This is a genomic window from Serratia sp. ID 25-353 (genome assembly GCF_054792795.1).
In genome coordinates this window covers 4,761,897-4,786,745 of the sequence record NZ_CM139236.1, presented here as the reverse complement: position 1 = coordinate 4,786,745, position 24,849 = coordinate 4,761,897, and the positions used below count along the sequence as shown (strand labels likewise).

The 24,849-nt window shown below is 61.0% G+C and carries 21 protein-coding genes; 8 read left to right on the top strand and 13 right to left on the bottom strand.

Features of this window, described 5'->3' with window-relative positions; translation table 11 throughout:
* Nucleotides 1–95: 95 nt before the first annotated feature.
* Nucleotides 96–422 carry a thiosulfate sulfurtransferase GlpE gene (gene glpE / locus ACYF6X_RS22985; protein ID WP_063991711.1) on the bottom strand — a complete coding sequence of 109 codons (327 nt, stop codon included), beginning with the start codon at nt 420–422 and terminating at the stop codon, nt 96–98.
* A gap of 82 nt (nt 423–504) precedes the next feature.
* Nucleotides 505–3,219: an HTH-type transcriptional regulator MalT gene (gene malT, locus ACYF6X_RS22980; RefSeq protein ID WP_063991710.1), complete on the bottom strand. Its 2,715-nt coding sequence runs from the start codon at nt 3,217–3,219 to the stop codon at nt 505–507.
* Between the two features lie 460 nt (nt 3,220–3,679).
* On the opposite strand from malT, the gene malP reads away from it, so the two are divergent.
* Both malP and malQ read left to right on the top strand, forming a co-directional pair.
* Entirely contained in the window at nt 3,680–6,085 is a 2,406-nt protein-coding gene (malP, locus tag ACYF6X_RS22975; RefSeq protein ID WP_063991709.1) for a maltodextrin phosphorylase, read from the top strand.
* Nucleotides 6,086–6,094: 9 nt separating this feature from the next.
* Nucleotides 6,095–8,185, top strand: a complete 2,091-nt coding sequence (malQ, locus tag ACYF6X_RS22970) for a 4-alpha-glucanotransferase (RefSeq protein WP_130018326.1) — start codon at nt 6,095–6,097, stop codon at nt 8,183–8,185.
* A 69-nt stretch (nt 8,186–8,254) separates the two neighbouring features.
* Here the strand turns inward: malQ and nfuA are convergent, their stop codons facing one another.
* Together nfuA and gntX are read right to left on the bottom strand one after the other, a co-directional pair.
* On the bottom strand, nt 8,255–8,830 hold the full coding sequence (gene nfuA / locus ACYF6X_RS22965; protein WP_025304558.1) for a Fe-S biogenesis protein NfuA: 576 nt from the start codon (nt 8,828–8,830) through the stop codon (nt 8,255–8,257).
* Between the two features lie 58 nt (nt 8,831–8,888).
* A complete protein-coding gene (gntX, locus tag ACYF6X_RS22960; protein ID WP_130018327.1) occupies nt 8,889–9,572 on the bottom strand; it encodes a DNA utilization protein GntX in 684 nt (227 codons plus the stop codon).
* Between the two features lie 40 nt (nt 9,573–9,612).
* Between gntX and bioH the strand changes: the two genes are divergently transcribed.
* The gene (gene bioH / locus ACYF6X_RS22955) at nt 9,613–10,383 is read left to right on the top strand and encodes a pimeloyl-ACP methyl ester esterase BioH (RefSeq protein WP_130018328.1); all 771 of its coding nucleotides are present in this window, start codon (nt 9,613–9,615) and stop codon (nt 10,381–10,383) included.
* Between the two features lie 270 nt (nt 10,384–10,653).
* Nucleotides 10,654–10,938: a YdgH/BhsA/McbA-like domain containing protein gene (locus ACYF6X_RS22950; protein WP_004930765.1), complete on the top strand. Its 285-nt coding sequence runs from the start codon at nt 10,654–10,656 to the stop codon at nt 10,936–10,938.
* A gap of 43 nt (nt 10,939–10,981) precedes the next feature.
* On the opposite strand, the gene ACYF6X_RS22945 is transcribed toward ACYF6X_RS22950, so the two are convergent.
* From ACYF6X_RS22945 to greB, 5 genes are all read right to left on the bottom strand, one after another.
* On the bottom strand, nt 10,982–11,221 hold the full coding sequence (locus ACYF6X_RS22945) for a FeoC-like transcriptional regulator (protein WP_063991705.1): 240 nt from the start codon (nt 11,219–11,221) through the stop codon (nt 10,982–10,984).
* On the bottom strand, nt 11,221–13,536 hold the full coding sequence (gene feoB / locus ACYF6X_RS22940; protein WP_063991704.1) for a Fe(2+) transporter permease subunit FeoB: 2,316 nt from the start codon (nt 13,534–13,536) through the stop codon (nt 11,221–11,223). Before feoB ends, ACYF6X_RS22945 begins: the two co-directional genes overlap by 1 nt.
* 62 nt (nt 13,537–13,598) lie before the next feature.
* A complete protein-coding gene (gene feoA / locus ACYF6X_RS22935; protein ID WP_025304553.1) occupies nt 13,599–13,823 on the bottom strand; it encodes a ferrous iron transporter A in 225 nt (74 codons plus the stop codon).
* Between the two features lie 606 nt (nt 13,824–14,429).
* The gene (locus ACYF6X_RS22930; RefSeq protein ID WP_107227975.1) at nt 14,430–16,763 is read right to left on the bottom strand and encodes a Tex family protein; all 2,334 of its coding nucleotides are present in this window, start codon (nt 16,761–16,763) and stop codon (nt 14,430–14,432) included.
* Between the two features lie 157 nt (nt 16,764–16,920).
* Complete coding sequence (greB, locus tag ACYF6X_RS22925) at nt 16,921–17,394, bottom strand: transcription elongation factor GreB (protein ID WP_038878177.1); 474 nt, start codon at nt 17,392–17,394, stop codon at nt 16,921–16,923.
* Nucleotides 17,395–17,624: 230 nt separating this feature from the next.
* Here greB and cbpA point away from each other — a divergent pair, with 230 nt between their 5' ends.
* The 4 genes from cbpA to envZ all read left to right on the top strand — a co-directional run bounded on the left by cbpA (nt 17,625) and on the right by envZ (nt 21,242).
* Nucleotides 17,625–18,587 carry a curved DNA-binding protein gene (gene cbpA, locus ACYF6X_RS22920; protein ID WP_107227974.1) on the top strand — a complete coding sequence of 321 codons (963 nt, stop codon included), beginning with the start codon at nt 17,625–17,627 and terminating at the stop codon, nt 18,585–18,587.
* A 5-nt stretch (nt 18,588–18,592) separates the two neighbouring features.
* On the top strand, nt 18,593–18,898 hold the full coding sequence (locus tag ACYF6X_RS22915; RefSeq protein WP_049202813.1) for a chaperone modulator CbpM: 306 nt from the start codon (nt 18,593–18,595) through the stop codon (nt 18,896–18,898).
* Between the two features lie 257 nt (nt 18,899–19,155).
* Entirely contained in the window at nt 19,156–19,875 is a 720-nt protein-coding gene (gene ompR, locus ACYF6X_RS22910; RefSeq protein WP_004709363.1) for an osmolarity response regulator transcription factor OmpR, read from the top strand.
* Nucleotides 19,872–21,242: a two-component system sensor histidine kinase EnvZ gene (gene envZ, locus ACYF6X_RS22905; RefSeq protein ID WP_038881686.1), complete on the top strand. Its 1,371-nt coding sequence runs from the start codon at nt 19,872–19,874 to the stop codon at nt 21,240–21,242. Before ompR ends, envZ begins: the two co-directional genes overlap by 4 nt.
* Before the next feature lie 34 nt (nt 21,243–21,276).
* Here envZ and ACYF6X_RS22900 read toward each other — a convergent pair whose 3' ends face one another.
* The 4 genes from ACYF6X_RS22900 to hslO all read right to left on the bottom strand — a co-directional run bounded on the left by ACYF6X_RS22900 (nt 21,277) and on the right by hslO (nt 24,835).
* Entirely contained in the window at nt 21,277–21,756 is a 480-nt protein-coding gene (locus tag ACYF6X_RS22900; protein ID WP_130018329.1) for a type II toxin-antitoxin system VapC family toxin, read from the bottom strand.
* Nucleotides 21,753–22,016 (bottom strand): FitA-like ribbon-helix-helix domain-containing protein, encoded by a 264-nt coding sequence (locus ACYF6X_RS22895; protein ID WP_004930730.1) that lies wholly within the window; start codon nt 22,014–22,016, stop codon nt 21,753–21,755. The genes ACYF6X_RS22900 and ACYF6X_RS22895 overlap by 4 nt, the downstream gene beginning before the upstream one ends.
* A gap of 126 nt (nt 22,017–22,142) precedes the next feature.
* Nucleotides 22,143–23,762: a phosphoenolpyruvate carboxykinase (ATP) gene (gene pckA, locus ACYF6X_RS22890; protein ID WP_015379308.1), complete on the bottom strand. Its 1,620-nt coding sequence runs from the start codon at nt 23,760–23,762 to the stop codon at nt 22,143–22,145.
* A 194-nt stretch (nt 23,763–23,956) separates the two neighbouring features.
* On the bottom strand, nt 23,957–24,835 hold the full coding sequence (gene hslO / locus ACYF6X_RS22885; RefSeq protein WP_063991700.1) for an Hsp33 family molecular chaperone HslO: 879 nt from the start codon (nt 24,833–24,835) through the stop codon (nt 23,957–23,959).
* Nucleotides 24,836–24,849 lie beyond the last annotated feature (14 nt).

Below are 24,849 nucleotides of genomic sequence, written 5' to 3'. Positions count from 1 at the left end.
AATCCTGAGCGCTGGCAAACGGATCTGCGAAAAACCCGCGAAAACGCGCATAAAATCGAAGGGAAAGCCCGCCGACGAGCGGCGGGCGGCGGGAATCAGGCAGAGGTTTCCACGTCTTGCGGATACTGGCGAGCCCAGGCTTCGAAGCCGCCGTCGATGCTGTAGACCGCGTCGAACCCCTGGTGCAGCAGATACTGCGCCGCGCTGCGGCTGCTGTTGCCGTGGTAGCACATCACCATCACCGGTCGCTCGAAGTCGTTTTGTTGCATAAAGGCCGACAGGGTGGCGTTGGTGAGATGAAAGGCGCCTGGCGTATGCCCGGCTTCAAAACTTTGCGGATCGCGGATGTCGACCAGGGCGGCACTGCCCTCTTTCCAGCGGCTGTACGCCTGCTCAACGTTGATCGCTTCGAACTGTTCCATACTGCTGACTGCCTCGTAATTGGGGGACGCCGCTATTGTAACCAACTCTGCGGCGTTTAAGACCAGAGGGACATCAGGGTTTTTAAGCGCCGTACCCCATCATCTTCAACAGCTGCTGCGCCTGCTGCACTGCCTCCTGGCGATGGGCCACGCCGAGCTTTTGGTACAGGTTGCGGATGTGCGTCTTGATGGTGGTGGCCGCCACGTCCAGTTCGCCGGCGATCTGGTCGTTGCTGTAACCGGAATAAATCAGCCCCAGCACCTGCCATTCGCGCTGGGTGAGCGGGCTGGTGCGGATCAGCTCCGGCACCTGCGGGTGGGTCAACAGCTTATCGACGAAGTTCTCGTCAAAATGCGCGAACTTGTGCCGATGATGCTGGTTGATGTCGCGCAGGATGCGCTGGGCGCGATGCTGTTCCAGTTCCGGCAGCGTGTTGAGCTGGATCAGCTGGCGCAGCTGTTGCGCCATCGCTTCGCCCTCGATGACGAAATGGCTGATAAAGCCGGTGCGGTTAGCCAGCGACAGCGCTTCGATCAACGCCTGCTGCGCTTCGCCCTTGCGCTCTTGCAGCCAGTACAGCTGGTTGCTGAGGAGCAGATTGCGGTTGAGATCGCTCACCAGCCGCAGGCGGCGGGCGTTCTCGTTCAGCTCATCCAGCACCACGCCGGCCTCATCATACTGGCCGAGCAGGATCTGCACCCGCGCGATGTTGCGCCACTGGCCCTGCGTGAAGTGGTTGTCCGCCATGCCGGGCTTTTCGGTGTGGCGCAGCCACTGGGCGGCGGCAGCGGTGTCGCCGGTCATCTGCCAGTGGATCACCCGCGACTTGTCGGTGTTGGTCAGCCAGTCGCGATGGTAGTGGGCGCCGTGCAGCAGGGTTTCGCAGCGCTGCAGGTGGGTATTGGCATTGTCCAGATCGCCGCGCGCCAGCGAGCACTTGGCCAGCATGGCGATGCACTGCAGCTGTTGTTGCGGCTGGTAGTTCGCCAAGATTTTCAGCCCGGTGCGCGCCGCGTCTTCCGCCTCGTCCAGCCGCGACCACGACCACAGGATCTGCGCGCGAATGCGCAGCAGGAATTCGTGCATCGGCAGCTGTTCCAGATGCTGTTCGCGGATGAGTTCGAACGCCTTGTCCTGGGTTTCGTAAGCGGCCTGCAGGAAGCCCTGGGCGATGAGGATTTCGCTCTGCTGCAGCAGCGCCCAGAGCGCGTAGTGGTTGGCCTGATGACGACGCGCCATCTGCTCCGTTTGCTGCATCATCGGCAGCGCGCGTGCCAGCTCGCCCTTACAGTGGTGCACTTCGCCGGTCACCGAGGTGGCGACGATGCGGCTGTAATAGCTGGACAGCGGCAGGAATTTCAACGCTTCGGTCGCCAGCCGTTCGGCCTCTTCCGGTTTGCCGGCGTTGATCGCCACCTGGGCGCGCAGGGCGTCGAACTCGGCGTGCAGCGTTTGGTCTATCTCGATTTTCTGTTCGCGCATGGTGCGCTCGGCGCGCTCCAGCAGCGTGTTGACCTCGCCGTAGCGGTGCTGGCTCTGCGCCAGCCAGGCCTGCAGCAGCGCCAGCTTGGGGTTCTGAATCAGGCGCTCATAGGGCAGTGCGTTCAGGCACTCCTCCAGCAGGGCCAGTTCGCTGTGGTGGAACAGCGACCAAGCGTGTTGCAGCAGGATATCGCGCAGCATGCTGACGTCGCTGGCCGCCAGCGCATGGTGAATGGCCTCCGCCGGATATCCCAACGCCAGCCAGCCCTCTGCGGCGGCGCGGTGCAACCCCGGCAGCTCCAGCGCCAGTTCCCATTGGCAACGCTGGCGCAGGAAAGAGGCGAACAGCGGATGGAAGTTGAACCATTCGCCGGTGTCGTCCATGCGGTGGATAAACAGCCCCTGGCGTTCCAGCTCCTCCAGCCGTTGCTGGCCGTTGTCTTCGCCGGTCAGCCGCACGATCAGCGCATCGTTCATCGAACGCAGCACCGAACAGCGCAGCAGGAAGGCGCGCGCCTCGGCATCGACGTGGTCCAGCACTTCGTCCACCAGGTAGTCGGACAGGTGACTGGCGTTCAGCCCCGCCAGGCGCTTGGCCGACAGCTGGGCCGACGAGGCGGACTGGCGAGCCGACAGCGCGATCAGCTGCAGCGCGGTGGCCCAGCCTTCGACTTCGTCGCACAGGCGGCTGCTGTCCTGCTGTTCCATCGGCGCCGCCAGGCGGCAGTCGAAGAACTGTTTGGCCTCCTGATGGGTAAACGCCAGCTGCTGCGTGCCCATTTCCAGCAACTGATCGCGCACCCGCAGATTGGCGATGCCGAGCGGTGGCAGGGTGCGTGAGAGCAGGATCAGCGTCAGGTTTTCCGGCTGATGGCGCAGGAAAAAGCGCATGGCTTCGTGGATGGCGTCGTTGGTGATCAGGTGGTAGTCGTCGATCACCAGGTACAGCGGCTGGTGCCAGTCGGCCAGCTCGATAAACAGCTGGGCGAACAGCGCCGACAGGCTGGCGTACTGATGTTTCTGGCTCAGCGCCTCGCTCTTGACGCAGCGGCCGCCGCTGGCCTGCTGCAGCGCGGCGATCAGGTAGCTGGCGAAGCGTTCCGGCTGGTTGTCGCTCTCATCCAGGGAATACCAGCCCAGATCGGCCTTGCCGGCCGCCCATTGGGCGATCAGCGTGGTTTTCCCGTATCCCGCCGGGCAATTGACCAGTGTCAGGCGATAGTTGCCCGCGCTGGCCAGTTTGGCCAGCAGGCGATCGCGGATCACGGTATTTTGCAGCCGTACCGGGCGGCTCAGTTTTGATGGGATCAGCATAGTATTCCAGGGTATAAATCGCGGTTCCCGCCGGGATTGGAGTGGCGCTAATTATTTTATGGTTCGTAATTAATAGCTCCCCCTAACTTCTGCCAACCCTAAACGTATTGCAACAAGCTTCCGCATCGGCTTGGAGTTAAGTTGCTATCGATCACACTTTTTTACGTTTAGCGCCGGCGCGCGGCGATGCGGTTGCGGATCGCATTTCCGGCCATGGACAAAACTTCAGCAGCGCGAATACTTGTGCTAACGTCATGGTTAACGTTCTCAGTGCTCGCCGCACGCGTTGGCGGGCTTTTTTGCATCGTTGCAAGGGAGTCAAAAAGTGCCTGAGATCACAATTCCAGCTACGCCCCAATCCTCCTCCCCAGCTAATCCCCAGGCGGGATGATGCCGTCAGGCTTTCTCACCGGCACGATAGCGGCAATTTGACCCACTTACTGGATAGAGAGTTTTCCTTATGTCACAGCCTACGCTCAAGAAGGATGCTTTTCTGGCGGCGCTTGCCCGCCAGTGGCAACGGTTCGGCCTCAGTTCCGCACAGCAGATGACGCAACATCAATGGTGGGAAGCCGTCAGTGCGGCGCTGGCCGAGCAGCTGGCCGCACAGCCGGCGCCGCGCAAAAGCGCCAAACCGCTGCGCCACGTGAACTACATCTCGATGGAGTTTCTGATCGGCCGGCTGACGGCGAACAACCTGATCAACCTGGGCTGGTACGACACCGTCGAGCAGGCGCTGGCGGAGCAGGACGTCAAGCTGGCGGATCTGCTGGAGCAGGAAACCGATCCTGCGCTGGGCAACGGCGGGCTGGGGCGCTTGGCGGCCTGTTTCCTCGACTCGATGGCGACGGTGGAGCAACCGGCCACCGGCTATGGGCTGAACTACCAGTACGGGCTGTTCCGCCAGTCGTTCCAGGGCGGGCAGCAGCAAGAGGCGCCGGATAACTGGCAGCGCGAGAGCTACCCGTGGTTCCGCCACAACGCTGCGCTGGCGGTGGACGTGGGCATCGGCGGCAAGCTGGAAAAGCAGGCCGACGGCCGCGAACTGTGGCGCCCGGCCTTCACCCTGCGCGGCGAAGCCTGGGATCTGCCGGTGCTGGGGTATCGCAACGGCGTGGCACAGCCGCTGCGCCTGTGGCAGGCGACCCATCAGCATCCGTTCAACCTGAGCGATTTCAACGACGGCAAATTCTTGCAGGCGGAGAAGCAGGGCGTAGAAGCCGACAAGCTGACCAAGGTGCTCTACCCGAACGACAACCATCAGGCCGGCAAGCGCCTGCGCCTGATGCAGCAGTATTTCCAGTGCGCCTGCTCGGTGGCGGACATTTTGCGCAAGCACCATCAGGCCGGCCGCAAGATTGAAGAGCTGCCGAAGTACGAAGTGATCCAGCTGAACGACACCCACCCGACCATCGCCATTCCGGAAATGCTGCGCATTCTGCTGGACGAACACCAGCTGGAGTGGGAGGCGGCCTGGGCGATCACCAGCAACACCTTCGCCTACACCAACCACACCCTGATGCCGGAAGCGCTGGAATGCTGGGATGAAAAACTGGTGCGCAGCCTGCTGCCGCGCCATTTCTCCATCATCAAACAGATCAACGCCAGGTTCAAAAAGCAGGTGGATAAGCACTGGCCGGGCGACGAGGCGGTGTGGGCCAAACTGGCAGTGCACCACAACAAGCAGGTGCGCATGGCCAACCTGTGCGTGGTCAGCGGCTTTGCGGTCAACGGCGTGGCGCAGCTGCACTCGGATCTGGTGGTGAAAGATCTGTTCCCGGAATATCACCAGCTGTGGCCGAACAAATTCCATAACGTCACCAACGGCATCACGCCACGCCGCTGGCTGAAACAGTGCAACCCGGCGCTGTCGGGCCTGATCGACGAGACGCTGAAGGTGGAGTGGGCGAACGATCTCGACGCGTTGCGCGGGCTGGAAAAATTCGCCGACGACGCGGCGTTCCGCCAGCGTTATCAGCAGATCAAACGCGACAACAAGGTAGCGCTGGCCCATTACGTGCACGGTGTGATGGGGTTGACGCTCGACCCGGATGCGATTTTCGACGTGCAGATCAAGCGTCTGCACGAATACAAACGCCAGCATCTGAACCTGCTGCACATCCTGTCGCTGTATCGCCAGCTGCGCGACAACCCGAATCTGGACATTGTGCCGCGCGTCTTCCTGTTCGGCGCCAAGGCCGCGCCGGGCTACTACCTGGCGAAGAACATCATCTACGCCATCAATCAGGCGGCCGAGAAGATCAATCACGATCCGTTGGTGAAAGATCGCCTGAAAGTGGCGTTCATTCCCGACTACCGCGTGTCGGTGGCCGAACTGATGATCCCGGCGGCGGATATCTCCGAGCAGATCTCCACCGCCGGTAAAGAGGCCTCCGGCACCGGTAACATGAAGCTGGCGCTGAACGGCGCGCTGACGGTCGGCACGCTGGACGGCGCCAACGTCGAAATTGCCGAGCAGGTGGGCGAAGACAATATCTTTATCTTCGGCAATACCGTGGAGCAGGTGAAAGCGATACTGGCAAAGGGCTACGATCCGCTCAGCTACCGCAAGAAAGACAAGCACCTGAAGGCGATTTTGGACGAGCTGGCGAGCGGCGCGTTCAGCCACGGCGACAAGCACGCGTTCGACATGATGCTGCACAGCCTGCTGGAAGGCGGCGATCCCTATCTGGTGCTGGCGGACTTCGCCTCGTACTGCCAGGCGCAGCGCCGGGTCGATGAACTGTACCGCGATCGGGACGAGTGGACGCGGCGGACTATCCTTAACACTGCGCGCGTCGGCATGTTCAGCTCGGATCGCTCGATTCGCGATTACCAGCAGCGCATCTGGCAAGCCAAACGTTAAGGAGAGCGAATGGATCGCAAGCGTATCGATCAGGCGGCAGCGCAGGCGGGGATCGCTGCCGATTTCATCAATGCCCACGGCAAGCGGCAGGCGATTGAAGCGGAGACCAAGCGCAAGCTGCTGGCGGCCATGAACCGGGCCGATGCCGCGCAGGAAGGGGCGGCATCGCCGTTACCGGCGGTCAAGGTGTTCTATCAGGGCGCGCCGCTGGCGCTGACTCCGGCGGGCGAAGGCGAGTACCTGTGGGCGCTGCAGCGTGAAGACGGCGAATGCCTGCAGGGGCGCGTCGGCGCGCGCAAGACCCTGACGCTGCCGGGCGATCTGCCGGCGGGTTACCACCAATTGACGCTGAGCCAGGGCGCACGGCAGTGGCCATGCCGAGTGATCGTCGCGCCGAAGCGCTGCTTCGAACCGGACGCCTTGCTGACCGGCAAGAAACTGTGGGGCGCCTGCGTTCAGCTGTATACGCTGCGTTCCGATCGCAACTGGGGCATTGGCGATTTCGGCGATCTGCGCCTGATGGTGGAGCAGGTGGGGGAACGCGGCGGCGCCTTCGTCGGTCTCAATCCGATCCATGCGCTGTATCCGGCTAACCCGGAGAGCGCCAGCCCTTACAGCCCCTCGTCGCGCCGTTGGCTGAATCTGGCGTATATCGACGTCAACGCGGTGGAGGATTTCCAACGCAGCGACGCGGCTCAGCGCTGGTGGCAGACGCCGGCGACGCAGAAGCAGCTGGCCAAGGCGCGCGCCGCGGAGTGGGTGGATTACACCGCCGTGATGCAGCTGAAGCTGGCGGGGCTGAAGTTGGCGTTCCCGCTGTTTCAGGCGCGCAAGCCGAACGACGCGCAGCGTCAGGCGTTCGAACGGTTCGTGACTGAGGGCGGCGATAGCCTATATCAGCAGGCGGCGTTCGACGCGCTGCATGCCCATCTGGCAGCCAAAGACGCCAGCCAGTGGGGGTGGCCGGCCTGGCCCGAGCGCTATCAACGGGGGCAGAGCGAAGCGGTGCGGCAATTCTGCGACGAACATCAGGACGCGGTCCGCTTTTACCTGTGGCTGCAATGGCTGGCAGGCACGCAGTTTGCGCAGTGTTTTGAGCAGAGCCGGCAGCAGCAGATGCCGATTGGTCTGTATCGCGATTTGGCGGTCGGGGTGGCGGAAGGCGGAGCGGAAACCTGGTGCGACCGTGAACTGTACTGCCTGAAAGCGTCGGTCGGCGCGCCGCCGGACATCCTGGGGCCGCTGGGGCAAAACTGGGGCCTGCCGCCGATGGATCCGCACGTGATGGCGGCGCGCGGTTATCAGCCGTTCATCGATCTTTTGCGCGCCAACATGACCAGCTGCGGCGCGTTGCGTATCGATCACGTCATGGCGCTGCTGCGGCTGTGGTGGATCCCTTATGGCGAAACCGCCGATCGCGGCGCCTACGTCAAATACCCGGTGGACGATCTGCTGGCGGTGCTGGCGCTGGAAAGCCAGCGCCACCGCTGCATGGTGATCGGCGAGGATCTCGGCACGGTACCGGTGGAGATCGTCGGCAAGCTGCGCGACAGCGGCGTCTATTCCTACAAAGTGCTGTACTTCGAAAGCGACGGCGAACATCATTTCCGCGCGCCGCAGGCCTATCCGGTGCAGGCGATGGCGACCATCACCACCCACGATCTGCCGACGCTGCGGGGTTACTGGCAGAGCGGCGATCTGACGCTCGGCGACCGGCTGGGGCTCTATCCGGACGCGGAGATCCTGCGGGAGCTGTTCGCCGATCGGGAACGCGCCAAGCAAGGGCTGCTGGACGGGTTGCATCGCTATGGCTGCGTGCCGCAGAAGGTGGGCAAGAAGGCGGCGCTGCTCGGCATGAGCCCGCTGCTCAACCGCGGCCTGCAGCGCTATGTCGCCGACAGCGCCAGCGCCTTGCTCGGCCTGCAGCCGGAAGACTGGCTGGACATGGCAGACCCGGTCAATATTCCTGGCACCAGTGACCAGTACCCTAACTGGCGGCGCAAGCTGATCCAAACGCTGGAGGAGATGTTCGCCGATCCGCGAATAAACCGGCTGCTGAAGGATTTGGACAAACGGCGACGCAAGGTGTCGGTGGGGTGAAAACGACAATGCCGGAACGGGTTCCCCCTTCCGGCATTGTGTTATCCACCGCGGCGCGAGCGCCGGGGATCAGTAATAGGAGTGCTCGCCGCGCTGGTGCTCGGTCAAATCGCGCACGCCCTTCAGTTCCGGGAACTTCTGCAGCAGCTCTTTCTCGATGCCTTCTTTCAGCGTGACGTCGACCATCGAACAACCGTTGCAACCGCCGCCGAACTGCAGGATCGCCATGTTGTCGTCGGTGATCTCCATCAGCGTCACGCGGCCGCCGTGGCCCGCCAGCTGTGGGTTGATCTGCGACTGCAACACGTATTCCACGCGTTCCATCAGCGGCGCGTCGTCATCGACCTTGCGCATCTTGGCGTTTGGCGCCTTCAGCGTCAGCTGAGAACCCAGCTGGTCGGTCACGAAGTCGATTTCGGCGTCTTCCAGATACGGCGCGCTCAGCTCATCGACATAGGCGGACAGCTTGTCGAACTTCAGTTCGGTATCCGTCGCTTCTACCGCGTCCGGCGGGCAATAAGAGACACCGCATTCGGCCGTCGGCGTGCCCGGGTTGATCACGAATACGCGGATTTGGGTGCCTTCTTCTTGATTTGCCAGCAGTTTGGCAAAGTGTTCCTGTGCAGTATCTGTTATACGGATCATAGCATTAGCTCAATAGTTGACTTCTATAGTCGGTTATAATACGCCCATTGCCGTGGCACTACAACGTGCGGCAAACGCACCATATCTGCACCGAGGCGGCGCCTTGCCGCCGCAGCAGCGCCGCGATCTCCGCGACGGTGCTGCCGGTGGTCACCACGTCATCCACCAGGGCGATATGCCGGCCGGCAACCGATGCCGTGCAGACGAAGGCGCGCTGCAAATTGCGCCTGCGTGCCCCGGCGCTCAGCCGCTGTTGCAAGGCGGTTTTGCGCACCCGGCGCAAGGCCGCAGGGCGATAGACGCAGCCCAGCCAGCGCGCCAGCGGCCGGGCCAGCAGATCGCTCTGGTTATAACCACGGCGCCAACAGCGTGATGTATGCAAGGGTACCGCTAAAATCAGGTCGGGTCTGTTCAGATTCTGCTCTCTGCGCGCCTGCTGCCACCGCAACAGCATCAGGCGTGCCAGCGTCGGCGCCAGCTCGGGCGCGCGGTGAAACTTGAACCTCTTTACCAGTTGGCTGAGGGGCACTACGTAGTCGCCGACGAACACCAGCCGCTGCCAGGGCGGCGGCCGTTGCAGGCAGCGACCGCAGGGCATTTGCGTTTCCCCGGCGGGCAATCCGCAGCACGGGCAACACGGCGGGTGGGCCGGCAGATGGCGCAGGCAGCAGCTGCAGATGCCATGACGCATCAGGCTCAACGGCTGTCGGCATAGCCAACAGCGGCTGCGGATTGATAGCATAGAGCCTCCGAGACGGATAAGCATGAAAGGACAATAACCCATGACAGCGCTGTATTGGCAAACAATAGGTGAAGGCGAACGCGATCTTGTGCTGCTGCACGGCTGGGGATTGAACGCCGAAGTGTGGAGTTGCATTCAGGCGCGACTGGCGCCGCATTTTCGCCTGCACCTGGTCGATCTGCCGGGTTATGGCCGCAGCCAGGGGTTCGGCGCCCTGCCGCTGGAGCAGATGACGGAAATCGTGCTGGCGGCCGCCCCGCTGCAGGCCTGGTGGCTAGGTTGGTCGCTCGGCGGGCTGGTGGCCAGCCAGGCGGCGCTGATGCAGCCCGAGCGACTCAAGGGGCTTATCACCGTGGCCTCCTCGCCGTGCTTTGCCGCCCGCGATGAGTGGCCGGGGATCCGCCCGGACGTGCTGAGCGGTTTCCAGCATCAGTTGAGCCTGGATTTCCAGCGCACCGTCGAGCGTTTTCTGGCGTTGCAGACCCTGGGCACCGAGAGCGCGCGTCAGGATGCGCGCCAGCTGAAAGCGGTGGTGCTCAACCAGCCGACGCCGAGCGTCGAGGTGTTGAACGGCGGGCTGGAGATCCTGCGCACCGCCGATCTGCGCGCGCCGTTGGCCGCGCTGGAGCTGCCGCTGCTGCGGATCTACGGTTATCTGGACGGGCTGGTGCCGCGCAAGGTCGCCGAGCTGCTCGATACCGCCTGGCCGAATTCTGCGTCGCAGATCGTGGCCAAAGCCGCCCATGCGCCGTTTATTTCTCATCCCGATGAATTTGTGACGATGATCGAAGCGTTTATTGCAGCACATTGAATCCGGTGGGAAAACGCACGATAGAGCGCTAAAAAAAACGCCGCCGGGTGGATAAAAGACAAAGCTGTTCGATACTTAGTGAGTCAATGCGTTGGCTGCAAAATGAAAAGACCGCGTGCGGCGCTTCTCATTTTGGCGTTTCGTCTCTGGGAAACAGGCCCCGTCAGGGAAAGCAACGAGGCCTGAGGATGTCGCGGCAGCCTGCGGTACTACGCATGGATTCTTGACGGCTTTCATAACAGATAAATTATCCATTGAGAGGTTAGTGTCATGAAATCATTGAAGATGATTATTGCAGCGGCAGTGCTGGGTTCGGTGTCTTTCGGCTCCATGGCGGCAACCCTGCTGACCAAGGAAGATCTGGATAAGAATCCGGGTAAATACGAGAAGATCGGCACCGTCACCACGACGGCGGAAACCACGTCACCGATGGATGCCAAGGAAGAGCTGTCCAAACTGGCGGACGAAAAAGGCGGTCAATACTACGTGATCCTGGCAGGCCGTGAACACGGTAAATTCAGCGCCATCGCCGAAGTTTACAAAGACAAGCAATAAGCCTTGAACGGCAGAGGGGCGCCCGTCATGGCGCCCCTGATCGTCAGGCCTTCAGCCGGTAGAACACCGTGCTGCATCCCTGGCCCTGCGGGCAGCGTTTGCAACTGCCGCTCAGACAGGCGCCGTCATCCTGTTCGATGCGTTCCACTTTTCCCATCGCCGTCAAACGGTCCAGCATCGCCTGCACCAGCGGCAGCGGCGTCGCCAGCGATTGGCTGAGCTGCTGCGCCTGGGCGCTGCCGCGCAGCGCCAGCGCATCGCGCACCTGCAGCAGCCCGGCCATCAGTGACAGCTCCCTTTGGCGCTCTGGCAACAGGCCGCCGGCGTGGCGTTGCCCAGGCGCACCGTGACGCGGCTGCGTGCCCTTCGCAGGCCGAACAGCACCAGCAGATTCACCAGCACCACCACCAGGATCGCCGTCAGGCTGTACTGCGGGTGTTGGTTGAAGGTGGCCACCTGATAGAACAGCGTCGCCAGCGAGTAGGCCACGTTCAGCCCCCACAGAATAGAGAAGGTCATCCAGCCGCGGCTCGATTCACGGGCGATGGCGCCCATCACCGAGACGCAAGGCACATACAACAGCACGAAGATCAGATAGCTGTAGGCGGAGATGCCGGAGCCGAATTTGCTGCTCATCACACCCATTGAGCCGACGCCCATCTCGCCGTCGCCCTTGCTGGCTTCGATCGGGTTGGAGAGCACGCTCAGGCTGAAGGTGTTTTTCAGGCCGTCCCAGGTTTCGTTCAGTGCGCCGCCCAGTTCATCAAGCAGGTTGAAGTTGGCGGCGTCGAACGCCTCTTTGTTGATGTGCTCGGCGGTATACAGCGTATTCAGCGTGCCGACCACCACTTCTTTCGCCATCGCACCGGTTACCAGGCCGACGGTGGCCTGCCAGTTATCGCTGTGGACGCCCATCGGCTGCAGCAGCGGCGTCAGCACTTTGGAGACCGAGGCCAGCGCGGAGTCGTTGATGTTGTCGACCGTCTTGCCGCTAAACGAGAAGCTGTTCAGGCCGCCGATGAATATGCTGGCCACCACGATCACCTTACCGGCGCGCAACACGAAGCCTTTCAAGCGCTGCCAGGTTTGCAGCAGCAGGCTTTTCAGGTGCGGCACATGGTAGACCGGCAGCTCCATCACGAACGGCGAGGCTTCGCCGCGCATGAGGGTGTATTTGAGCACCAGACCGGTGAGGATCGCCACCGCAATGCCGAGCATGTACAGCGAGAATACCACCCCGGCGCCGTCCTGGCCGAAGAAGGCGGCGGCGAACACCGCAAAGATCGCCAGACGGGCGCCGCACGACATGAACGGCGCCATCATGATGGTGATCAGGCGCTCGCGCTGGGCATCCAGCGTCCGAGCGCCCATGATGGACGGCACATTGCAGCCGAAGCCGACGATCAGCGGCACGAAGGATTTGCCCGGCAGCCCGAGCGCCTGCATCAGGCGATCCATCACGAACGCTGCGCGCGCCATGTAGCCGGAATCCTCCAGGAAGGACAGGAACAGGTACATCATGCCGATCTGCGGCACCAGCGGCAGCACGGTGTTGATGCCGCCGCCGACGCCCTGCGCCAGGAAAACGGTCAGCCAGTCGGGGAAGTGCAGGGTGTAGCCGAGCCACTGAATGCCCTGAATAAAGATCGCCGCCGAGCCGATATCGAAGATCGGCTGCAGCGCGCCGCCGATGTTGATCGCCAGCAGGAACATCAGGTACATCACCAGCAGGAAGATCGGCACGCCCAGCCAGCGGTTGAGGATCACTTTATCCAGCAGCTCGGTCAGGCGGTTGGGCATTGCCTGCTGCGAGTTGCTGACCGCGTCGCACAGGGCGGCGATAGACTGGTAGCGTGCGTCGGCGATCACCAGCGCCGGGTCTTCTTGCTCCTGCTGTTGCAATGCCTGAATGGCCGCAGGCAACAGCGCGACGGCGGGACCGGCCAGCCGGTGGCTGTAGATGTCGCCTTCCAGCATTTGCAATGCCAACCAGCGGCGCTGCACCGCCGGCAGCGTTTGCGGCATGGCGTCGCTCAGCGTGGCGACCTCTTTCAGCAACAGCGGCGGATAGTTCACCAGCGCCTGCTGTTCGTTGATGTGATGATTGTCGATCATCTGTTTCAGCACGCCGATGCCGTCGGCGCGGGTGGAGATCATCGGCACTACCGGGCAGCCGAGGCGCGCCGACAGCGCGGCGACGTCGATATCGATATGCTGGCTTGTGGCGATGTCGAGCATGTTCAGCGCCACGATGCAGGGGATGCCCAGCTCCAGCAATTGCAGCGTCAGATAGAGGTTGCGCTCCAGGTTGGAGGCGTCGACCACGTTGATCAGCAGATCGGCGTCGCCGCTCAAAATGTAGTGGCAGGCGATCTGCTCATCGAGCGAGGTTTGCTCTGAAATGGTGGTCAGGGAGTAGGTGCCGGGCAAATCGACCAGCCGCACATCGGACTGCGGGGTGGTGAAATGGCCTTCTTTGCGTTCGACCGTCACGCCCGCCCAGTTGCCGACCCGTTGGCGTGCGCCGGTCAGCTGGTTGAACAGCGTGGTTTTGCCGGAGTTCGGATTACCGATTAAGCCGATGGTGAGTTTTTTCATAGTTCAGCGTGTCGTCTTCAAGGAGAACAGCGCCGGCGCAAGAGCGCGTCGGCAAACGGAGGTCAGGGCTGGCCGTCGAGCTGCAGCAGTGCCAGATCCTTCCTGCGCAGCACCAGGCTGACGCGGCGAGTTTTAATTTCTATCGGATCGCCCAGCGGCGCGACGCGCACCACGTCGAATGAAGAGCCGGGCAGCATGCCGAGCGATAACAGTTTCTGGCGGTAGGCCGGCGCAATTTCACCGGAAAAGCCGACAATCTTATAGGTGCGTTTAGGTTGAAGCTGCATGTGATTAACCTTCCGGGTGCCGATGAACATTGGGCTGATGATAATTGGACGTTGCCGGCGAAAATGCCACGCCGTCGGCGGTATTCATCCATAAGGTCATGCAATAAAATGAGCGCAAATAATAGTAATTATCATTATCGCATTCAATACAAAAAGTAAGGGTATTGTAACCAATTATTATGGCGGCGACAGTTTTTGATGGCGTTGTCTTGATTAACGACGTTTTACCACCGCTTGCGAGCGGGAACAAATGAGAATGGCGAGTTAAATCAGTTACGTATTTGTAGCCGAGTTCTCTCATTTGCAAATATCGATGATGTTTTCCCTTTATTTATTTCCGCCTAAAGGCAATTCGATAACATTATTCCACCGTAATGCGAGCGGTAACCATTTGTGTTTCTCTCACAATTCGCAAGATGAAAAATGCGTGTTAACAAAGTTGTTAATAAATGGCTGCAGAAGGCATTTTTGTTGTCTGAATAATGGGAGGGCGGTCACGCAGGAACGGGAAATAAAAAGATGGCGGTTTATTGAGGCGGGTCAAGAAATGCCGCAAGTTTTATTCATCGGAAAGGGCGGAGCAGGCTCCGCCCTGTCGGTTCCGACTTAGCGTTTCTTGCCGAATGCCGCCGCCAGCGCGTCGCCCATGGCGCTGTTGCCGGCCGGCGCCGCGTTGCGCGGTTTGGCCTTGTTGCCGCCCGCCGAACGGTTGGCGTTGTCGCGCGTCTGCGCAGGCGCGTTGCCGCCGCGGCGCGGTGAACCTTCGCCCGGCTGCTCATCCAGGCGCATGCTCAACGCAATGCGTTTACGCTGCAGATCGACTTCCATCACCTTCACTTTGACGATGTCACCGGCCTTCACCACGGTGTGCGGATCTTCGACGAACTTGTCTGCCAGCGAGGAGATGTGCACCAGGCCGTCCTGATGCACGCCGATATCCACGAAGGCGCCGAAGTTGGTGACGTTGGTGACCGACCCTTCCAGGATCATGCCCACCTGCAGATCGTTGAGGGTTTCCACCCCTTCGGCAAAGGTTGCGGTTTTGAACTCCGGACGCGGATCGCGGCCCGGCTTCTCCAGCTCTTTCAGGATATCGGTGACCGTCGGCACGCCGAACTTGTCGTCGGTGAAATCGACCGCTTTCAGGCTGCGCACCGCCGAAGCGTTGCCCATCAGATCCTGCAGCGCCTGCTCGGTGGCGGCCAGAATGCGCTGCACCACCGGATAAGCTTCCGGGTGAACGGTGGAGGCGTCCAGCGGGTTGTCGCCGTGGTTGATGCGCAGGAAGCCGGCGCACTGTTCGAAGGCTTTCGGCCCTAGGCGGCTGACCTTAAGCAGCTGTTCACGGTTGCTGAAGCGGCCGTTCTCGTCGCGCCAGTTGACGATGTTCTGCGCCATCATGCGCGTCAGGCCGGCCACGCGGGTCAGCAGCGGCACCGACGCGGTGTTCAGATCGACGCCGACGGCGTTCACGCAGTCTTCCACCACCGAATCCAGCTTCTTCGCCAACTGGCTCTGGCTGACGTCGTGCTGATACTGGCCGACGCCGATGGATTTCGGATCGATCTTCACCAGCTCCGCCAGCGGATCCTGCAGGCGACGGGCAATGGATACCGCGCCGCGCAGCGACACGTCGAGATCCGGGAACTCAAGCGCCGCCAGTTCGGACGCGGAATACACCGACGCGCCCGCTTCGCTGACGATCACTTTCTGCGCCCGGACCTCGCCGAACTGCTTTTGCAGGTCGAGATAGAAGCGCTCGGTCTCACGCGAAGCGGTGCCGTTGCCGATGGCCACCAGCTCCACGTTATGTTTGATGCACAGCGCCGCGACGATGGCGGCGGCTTTGGCCGCTTGCCCGGTGTGCGGGTAGACGGTGTCGGTGGCGACCAGCTTGCCGGTCGCGTCGACCACGGCCACTTTCACCCCGGTGCGCAGGCCCGGATCGAGGCCCATGGTGGCGCGCATGCCGGCCGGCGCGGCCATCAGCAGATCGTGCATATTGCGGGCGAAAACGTTGATCGCTTCATCTTCCGCGCGCTCGCGCACCGTGCCCATCAGCTCGGTTTCCAGGTGCAGCAGCACCTTGATGCGCCAGGTCCAGTTGACCACCGCCTTGCGCCAGGCGTCGGCCGGGGCGTTATTCAGACGCAGGTTGAGGTGATTGATGATGATCAGCTCCGCCTGGCTTTCACGCGGCGCTTCCTCAAACTGCGGATCGGCGTTTAGCGCCAGCTGCAGCACGCCTTCGTTGCGGCCGCGGAACATCGCCAGCGCGCGGTGCGAAGGCACCTGGGAAATCGGTTCGTGGTGATCGAAATAGTCGCGGAATTTGGCGCCTTCTTCTTCCTTGCCCTCGACCACTTTGGACACCAGATGGGCGTTTTTCCACAGGTAGTCGCGCACCTTGGCCAGCAGCGAGGCATCTTCGGCGAAGCGCTCCATCAGGATATAGCGCGCGCCGTCGAGGGCGGCTTTGACGTCCGCCACGCCTTTGTCGGCGTCGACGTAGCGTTCAGCCAGCTGTTCCGGCTGCTGTTGCGGATCCTGCCACAGCGCGTCCGCCAGCGGTTCCAGGCCGGCTTCGATGGCGATCTGGCCGCGGGTGCGGCGCTTCGGTTTGTACGGCAGATAGAGGTCTTCGAGCTCGGTCTTGCTCAGCGTGGCGTTGATCGCCCCCGCCAGTTGTTCGGTCAGTTTGCCCTGTTCATCGATCGACTTCAGGATAGTCTGGCGACGATCTTCCAGTTCACGCAGATAACCCAGGCGGGTTTCCAGCTGGCGCAGTTGGGTGTCGTCCAAACCCCCGGTGACTTCCTTACGATAGCGTGCAATAAAAGGCACGGTATTACCTTCATCCAGCAGACGGATGGCGGAGTCGACTTGCTCCGGCCGGGCCTGCAGTTCTGTTGCAATAATGCGGCTCAGTGGGTCATTCATAGGTCTGGTATCTGTATTGAGAACGGTGAATAAACAGGGGACAGTTATACGGATTGATCGGGGAAAATGCCAGTGGAGCGGGCCGCCGCCGCGCGGCTGCGGCGTGGAGAACTGCGCAGGCGGCGGCGTTGGCGGCGGTTCGGAAAAAGCTGAAAGCTTACTTTGGGTAGTCTATCTCGTTAACGTACCACTGCGCCTCGCCCAGTGGCGTATTGACGGTGGCGACGTCCCCGACCTCTTTTTTCAGCAGGGCGCGCGCCATCGGCGCGTCGATGGAGATGTAATCCTTGCGGCCGAAGATTTCGTCGTAACCGACGATGCGAAAGCGTTTGGTCTCGCCGTCTTCGTTCTCTACTTCCACCCAGGCGCCGAAGAATACCTTGCCTTCCTGCTGCGGGGAGTAATCGACGATCTTCAGCTGCTCCAGGCATTTGGTCAGATAGCGGACGCGGCGGTCGATCTCGCGCAGCCGCTTCTTGTTGTACTGGTAGTCGGCGTTTTCGCTTCTGTCGCCCAGGCTGGCGGCCCAGGTCACTTTCTTGGTCACCTCGGGGCGTTCTTCGCGCCAGAGGTAATCCAGCTCTTGTTTGAGCTTGTCATACCCTTCACGGGTTATCAGTTGAGTTCTCATGGTGATTTATCTTTATGGGGCCACCGCCACAGTGTACGTGAATGCGGGGGGCTTTAGAAATGGCGCGCGGGCCTGTGCGTTGTCGCACGGTTTTTATTCAGTTTGCGCAGCTTTTAACAATCGGGAGTATGCTTAGCGATAGCGGAAAAGGAATGTGACGAAAGGAGGATATCTGGCGAGAGAGACAAGGAATTTTGGCGCACAACCCAACACATTGAAGGTATTACCGCATGGAATTTAAAGATTACTACGCAACGATGGGCGTTGAGCCCAACGCCGATCTGAAAACCATCAAAACGGCCTACCGCCGGCTGGCGCGTAAATATCACCCTGACGTGAGCACTGAAGACGACGCCGAGAGCAAATTCAAGGAGCTGGCCGAAGCCTATGAGGTGCTGAAGGACGAAGAACGCCGCGCTGAGTACGATCAGATCCGGCTGCACCGCAACGATCCGAACTTTGGCCGCCAGGCGCGCGGCGATCAAGGCGGCTACCAGCAGAGCGCTTCATGGCACGGCGGCGGCGCCGACGCGCAAGACTTCTCCGATTTCTTCGAAAGCATGTTCGGCGGGCGGGCGGCGGGCGGGCATCGCTCCGCTTCGCACTCGCACGGCGGACATGGCTTCCGCGGCCAGGATCTCGAGATGGAGGTGCCGCTGTTCCTCGAGGAAACGCTGCATGGCCAAAGCCGCGAGATCTCCTATAAGCTGCCGGTGTATGACGAGCTGGGGCGGCAGGTGAGCGAAGCCAGCAAAACGCTGAACGTGAAAATCCCGGCCGGCGTGGGCGACGGCGAGCGCATTCGCCTTAAGGGGCAGGGCGTTGCCGGCGTGGGCGGCGGCCAGAACGGCGACCTGTATCTGGTCATCCGCCTCGCGCCGCATCCGCTGTTCGAGATTGACGGCCACAACCTGAGCATCGTGGCGCCGCTCGCCCCGTGGGAAGCGGCGCTGGGGGCCAGCATCGAGGTGCCGACGCTGACCGGCAAAATCGCGCTGACCGTGCCGGCCGGCAGCCAAAGCGGCAAACGGCTGCGGGTCAAGGGCAAGGGGCTGGCAGGCAAGAAAGAGCCCGGCGATCTGTATGTCATTCTCAAGGTAGTGATGCCGCCGAAGCCGAACGAGAAGGCCAGCGCCCTGTGGCGTGAACTGGCTGAACAGGCGGCGTTCAACCCGCGCGCGGAATGGGAGTAAAGCACATGATGAAAAAAGAGATCACATTCACCGTGGTGGAACTGTGCCAACGGGTGGAGATTTCAGAGGATGAGCTGGTCGAGATCGTCGGCCTGGGCGTGATCGTGCCGCTGGAGCCGGCGCAGCCGAGCTGGGAGTTCGATTACCCGGCGCTGAGCCATCTACAGCGTGCGCGCAGGCTGCGGGCCGAGCTGGATCTGGATTGGCCGGGGATCGCCATGGCGCTGACGCTGCTCGACCGGGTTGATGCGCTGCAGCAAGAGAACCGGCAGCTGCGTCGGCAGCTGGCGCGTTTCCTGCAGACTTCCTGACTCGCCGCCAAAACGCCACCGTGCGGTTCGCCGGTGGCGAAATTGCGTAAAATTGGGCCGCCGCCCCACATTGCGCCGATAAAGGGCGAAATTTTGACGAACCCCCGTCGACATTCGATGAAAATTGTTGATAAATGGGGAAAAGAATAAGCTTTGTAACAATTTCGTCTAGAATACATACCATTAAACGCTGTCTCAAATGGCAAGGTTTTCTAACAATATTCGAGTCAGGCAATAAAGCCTTTGGGAGTAATACCATGCAAGAGAATCATAAGATCCTGGTTGTCGATGATGACATGCGCCTGCGCGCGCTTTTAGAACGTTATTTAACCGAGCAGGGCTTCCAGGTTCGCAGCGTTGCCAACGCTGAGCAAATGGATCGCTTGCTGACCCGTGAATCCTTCCATCTGATGGTGCTCGATCTGATGTTGCCGGGCGAAGATGGGCTGTCCATCTGCCGCCGCCTGCGCAGCCAGAGCAACCCGATGCCAATCATTATGGTTACCGCCAAAGGCGAAGAGGTCGATCGCATCGTGGGGCTGGAAATCGGCGCCGACGACTACATTCCTAAACCGTTCAACCCGCGTGAGCTGTTGGCTCGCATCCGCGCGGTGCTGCGCCGCCAGGCTAACGAACTGCCGGGCGCGCCTTCGCAGGAAGAAGCGGTGATCGCGTTCGGGAAATTCAAACTGAACCTCGGCACCCGCGAGATGTTCCGCGAAGACGAACCGATGCCGTTGACCAGCGGCGAGTTCGCGGTCCTGAAGGCGCTGGTCAGCCACCCGCGTGAACCGCTGTCGCGCGATAAGCTGATGAACCTGGCGCGTGGCCGCGAATACAGCGCCATGGAGCGCTCGATCGACGTGCAGATTTCTCGCCTGCGCCGCATGGTTGAAGAAGATCCGGCGCATCCGCGTTATATCCAGACCGTTTGGGGTCTCGGCTACGTGTTCGTCCCGGACGGCAGCAAGGCATGAGGCGATTGCGCTTTTCACCGCGTAGCTCGTTTGCCCGAACCCTGTTGTTGATCGTCACCTTGCTGTTCGTCAGCCTGGTGACGACCTATCTGGTGGTGCTGAACTTCGCCATCCTGCCCAGCCTGCAGCAGTTCAACAAGGTATTGGCGTACGAAGTGCGTATGCTGATGACCGATCGGCTGCAGCTGGAGGACGGCACGCTGCTGGAAGTGCCGCCGGCGTTCCGCCGTGAGATCTACCGCGAACTGGGCATCTCTCTTTACACCAACTCGGCGGCGGAGGAGAGCGGCCTGCGCTGGGCGCAGCACTATCAGTTCCTCAGTCAGCAGATGGCGCAGCAGCTCGGCGGGCCGACCGATGTGCGGGTGGAGGTGAACAAGAACTCCCCGGTGGTGTGGCTGAAAACCTGGCTGCAGCCCGATATCTGGGTGCGCGTGCCGCTGACGGAAATCCACCAGGGCGACTTCTCTCCGCTGTTCCGCTATACGCTGGCGATCATGTTGCTGGCAATCGGCGGCGCCTGGTTGTTTATTCGCATTCAAAACCGCCCACTGGTGGAGCTGGAACATGCGGCGCTGCAGGTGGGCAAGGGCATCATTCCGCCGCCGCTGCGCGAGTATGGCGCTTCCGAAGTGCGATCGGTGACTCGCGCATTCAATCAGATGGCGTCGGGCGTCAAGCAGCTGGCGGATGACCGCACCTTGCTGATGGCCGGGGTCAGCCATGACCTGCGCACGCCGTTGACGCGCATCCGGCTGGCGACCGAGATGATGAGCGCCGAAGACGGCTATCTGGCCGAGTCGATCAATAAAGACATCGAAGAGTGCAACGCCATCATCGAGCAGTTCATCGATTATCTGCGCACCGGGCAGGAGATGCCGACCGAAAGCAGCGATCTGAACGCCATTTTGGGCGAGGTGGTCGCGGCGGAAAGCGGCTATGAGCGGGTGATTGAAACCGCGCTGTCGCCGGGTGAGCTGATGATGAACGTGCACCCGCTGTCGATTAAGCGGGCGGCGGTGAACATGGTGGTGAACGCGGCGCGTTACGGCAACGGCTGGATCAAGGTCAGCAGCGGCCGCGAGCTGCAGCGCGGCTGGTTCCAGGTGGAGGATGACGGCCCGGGCATCAAGCCGGAAGAATTGAAGCACCTGCTGCAGCCGTTCGTACGCGGTGACAGCGCGCGCAGCACCAGCGGCACCGGTCTGGGGCTGGCGATCGTGCAGCGTATTATCGACGCGCACGACGGCGAGCTGGATATCGGTACCAGCGAGCGCGGCGGGCTATTGATCCGCGCGTATATTCCGTTGCCGATGGAGAAAAAAGAGTCGGCCAACGGCCATCAAACCGCCAGAGAAAACGCCTGACGCTCTTGGCGCGGGCCGCATCGTTGCGGCCCCGTCAGGACTTCCGGCTCATCACGTAGTATTCCGCCGCATCCTCATGCAACCGACGGCCGGTCGGTGCCTGCCACGGATCGATTAACTCGATGCCGCAGTGGAGGAAGTCTTGGGTATTGCGGGTGGCCAGGGCGGCGCCGTAATGCAGGCAGGTGGCGGCGATTTGGGCATCCGGCACGCTCATCGCTTTACCCAGAAGCCGATTCCTTGCCGTCAATTCCGCGTATTGCATCGCGCACAGCCCATCAAACGGCAATATCTGCCCCTCGAACTTCAATTCAATCGCGTCCGCCAATTTGAGCTTGAGATCCCGCTGGCGCTTGCCGTCAGGCATGCAGGCGACGCCGCTGAACAGTTCGGCCAGGACAATGGCGCTCAGATAGAGTTCGTCATTGTCCTTTTCATTTAACCAGTTAATGACGTTGTAGTACGGACTGGGGCGCAGCGTTTCTGAAATGACGTTGGTGTCGAGAATAATCATGCGTTGTCATCTTCATCATCAAAGGTGACGATGCGTGGTGGCACGGCGTCACGCGGTGGGATCTCCAGCTCGACGCCGCCGAATTCGGCGAAGTGCTGATGCATCCAGGTACCCAATCCATAGCGCGGCGGCTTTTTCACCAGCGCCTGTTTCAGGATCATGCGCGCTTCCTCTTCCATGGAATGGCCGTTTTTCGCCGCTGAAATACGCAGCAGCTCTTTGATTTCGTCGTCCAGATTTCTGACGGTGATAGTCGCCATTTAAACCTCCTTTGCTATCAATGATTGCATTGACTTATTTTCTCGCCTTGCTGGTTAAAAAGCAATCACTGAAAATAAAAAAAGGCGCGGGATCCGCGCCTTAGCTGAAGAGGTAACGCTACCGAATTACAGCTTCGGGCCGGCGCTGACCAGCGCGGCGCCCGCAGGCGTGTCGGTGTATTTGTCGAAGTTGGTGATGAAGCGCTCGGCTAGATCCTGCGCTTTTTCCTGCCACTGCTCGAGGCTGGCGTAGGTATTGCGCGGATCGAGGATCTCCGGGTTCACGCCCGGCAGCGCGGTCGGCATCGCCAGATCGAAGATCGGCAGGGTGACGGTTTCCGCCTTGTCGATTTCACCGCTCAGGATGGCGTCGATGATGCCGCGCGTATCTTTGATCGAGATGCGCTTGCCGGTACCGTTCCAGCCGGTGTTGACCAGGTAAGCCTGGGCGCCGGCGGCCTGCATGCGTTTCACCAGCACTTCGGCGTACTGCGTCGGGTGCAGCGACAGGAATGCGGCGCCGAAGCAGGCGGAGAAGGTTGGCGTCGGTTCGGTTACGCCGCGCTCGGTGCCGGCCAGCTTGGCGGTGAAGCCGGACAGGAAGTGGTACTGAGTCTGGTTGGCGGTCAGACGCGATACCGGCGGCAGCACGCCGAAGGCATCGGCGGTCAGGAAGATCACCTTGGTGGCATGACCCGCCTTGGACACCGGCTTGACGATGTTCTGGATATGATAGATCGGATAAGAAACGCGGGTGTTCTCGGTTTTCGAACCGTCGTTGAAGTCGATGCTGCCGTCGGCCAGTACGGTGACGTTTTCCAGCAGCGCGTCGCGTTTGATGGCGTGGTAGATATCCGGCTCGGCTTCTTCAGACAGCTTGATGGTCTTGGCGTAGCAGCCGCCTTCGAAGTTGAACACGCCGTCGTCGTCCCAGCCGTGCTCGTCATCGCCGATCAGCTGACGCTTAGGATCGGTGGAGAGAGTGGTCTTGCCGGTGCCGGACAGGCCGAAGAACACCGCCACGTCGCCTTTCTCGCCCACGTTGGCCGAGCAGTGCATCGAGGCGATGCCTTTCAGCGGCAGCAGGTAGTTCATCATCGAGAACATGCCTTTCTTCATTTCGCCGCCGTACCAGGTGCCGCCGATCAGCTGCATGCGCTCGGTCAGGTTGAAGGCGACGAAGTTCTCCGAGTTCAGGCCTTGCTGTTGCCAGTTCGGATTGGTGCATTTGGCGCCGTTCATCACCACGAAGTCCGGCTCGAAGTCCGCCAGCTCTTCGTCGCTTGGGCGGATGAACATGTTTTTCACGAAGTGCGCCTGCCAGGCCACCTCGGTGATGAAGCGCACTTTCAGGCGCGAGTCGGCATTGGCGCCGCAGAAGGTATCCACCACGAACAGGCGCTTGCCGGATAGTTGTTCGGTGACCAGGTGTTTCAGATCGGCCCACACTTCCGGGCTGAGGGGTTTGTTGTCGTTTTTGCCTTTGCCCTGATCGGCCCACCACACGGTATCGCGGGTGATGTCGTCGCGGACGATGTATTTGTCTTTCGGCGAACGGCCGGTGAAGATGCCGGTATCGACGGAGACGGCACCCAGCTTGGTGACTACCCCACGCTCAAAACCTTCCAGAGATGGGTCTGTTTCTTCCTTAAACAGCAGTTCATAGCTCGGGTTGTGAACGATTTCGCTAACGTCGTGAATGCCGTAAGCGGCCAGATCCTGAGGGGTTATACCTTTAACGCGCATGTTACTACTCCTTGGTCACAGAATTTCTGGCGGCAATTGTAGGGATCTAACGGTGCGTAACCGCGATGGGTATCAAATATTTAACGTTTTAGGCGGTATTTCGTTACGATCTGAGAGATAGCACACGGAAAAAAGCAAACGTGCAAACGGCGGGCGTTGGCGGGCGCCGGGCGCGCCCGCCGAAGAGGTGTAACTTAGTGCAACTGGTCGCTTTCGCCGGTGTTACCCGCATACAACGCGGCAACATCAACCGGGTCAAAGACATAGTGGCTGCCACAGTAGTCGCAGTGCATGTCGATATTGCCGTCCTGCTCCAACATGTCCGCCACTTCGTCGGTCGGCAGCGTCAACAGCGCGTCGGCGCAGCGCTGGCGCGAACAGGTGCAACGGAACTGCACGTTCTGTGGTTCGTACAGGGTGACTTCTTCCTGGTGATACAGGCGGTACAGCACTTCGTTGGCCGGCAGGCCGAACAGCTCTTCGCTTTTTACCGTGTTGGTCAGTTGCACCAGATGATCGAAATCATCGAGGTGGCCGTCCTGCGCCGGCAGCACCTGCAGCAGCATACCGGCCGCCGCGGCGTTGCCTTCCGCTTCGCCGGTGCGGATGAACAGGCGGGTTGGCAACTGCTCGGACTGGCGGAAGTAGGCTTCCAGGCATTCGGCCAGGGTTTCACCTTCCAGGCCGACCACGCCCTGATAGCGCTCGCCTTCCGTCGGGGAAATGGTGATGACCATGACGCCGTTGCCGATCATCTGATGCAAGGTGCTGTCGTCGGCGATAGGCGCCTGGGTGCGCGCAACGCCGCGCATCTCCTGGCGGTTGTTGCCGTTGATCACCGCCAGCTTCAGCGGGCCGTCGCCTTGCAGCTGCACGGTGATGTCGCCGTCGAACTTCAGGGTCGCGGTCAGCAGACTGGTGGCGACCAGCAGTTCGCCCAGCAGCTTTTGCACCGGCGCCGGGTAGTCGTGGTTATTCAGGATCTGCTGATAGGTTTCGCTGACGGTAACCAGCTCGCCGCGCACCGCGTAGTTTTCAAACAGGTAACGGTGCAATTGGTCATGGTTGGACATAATCTTCTCTCATT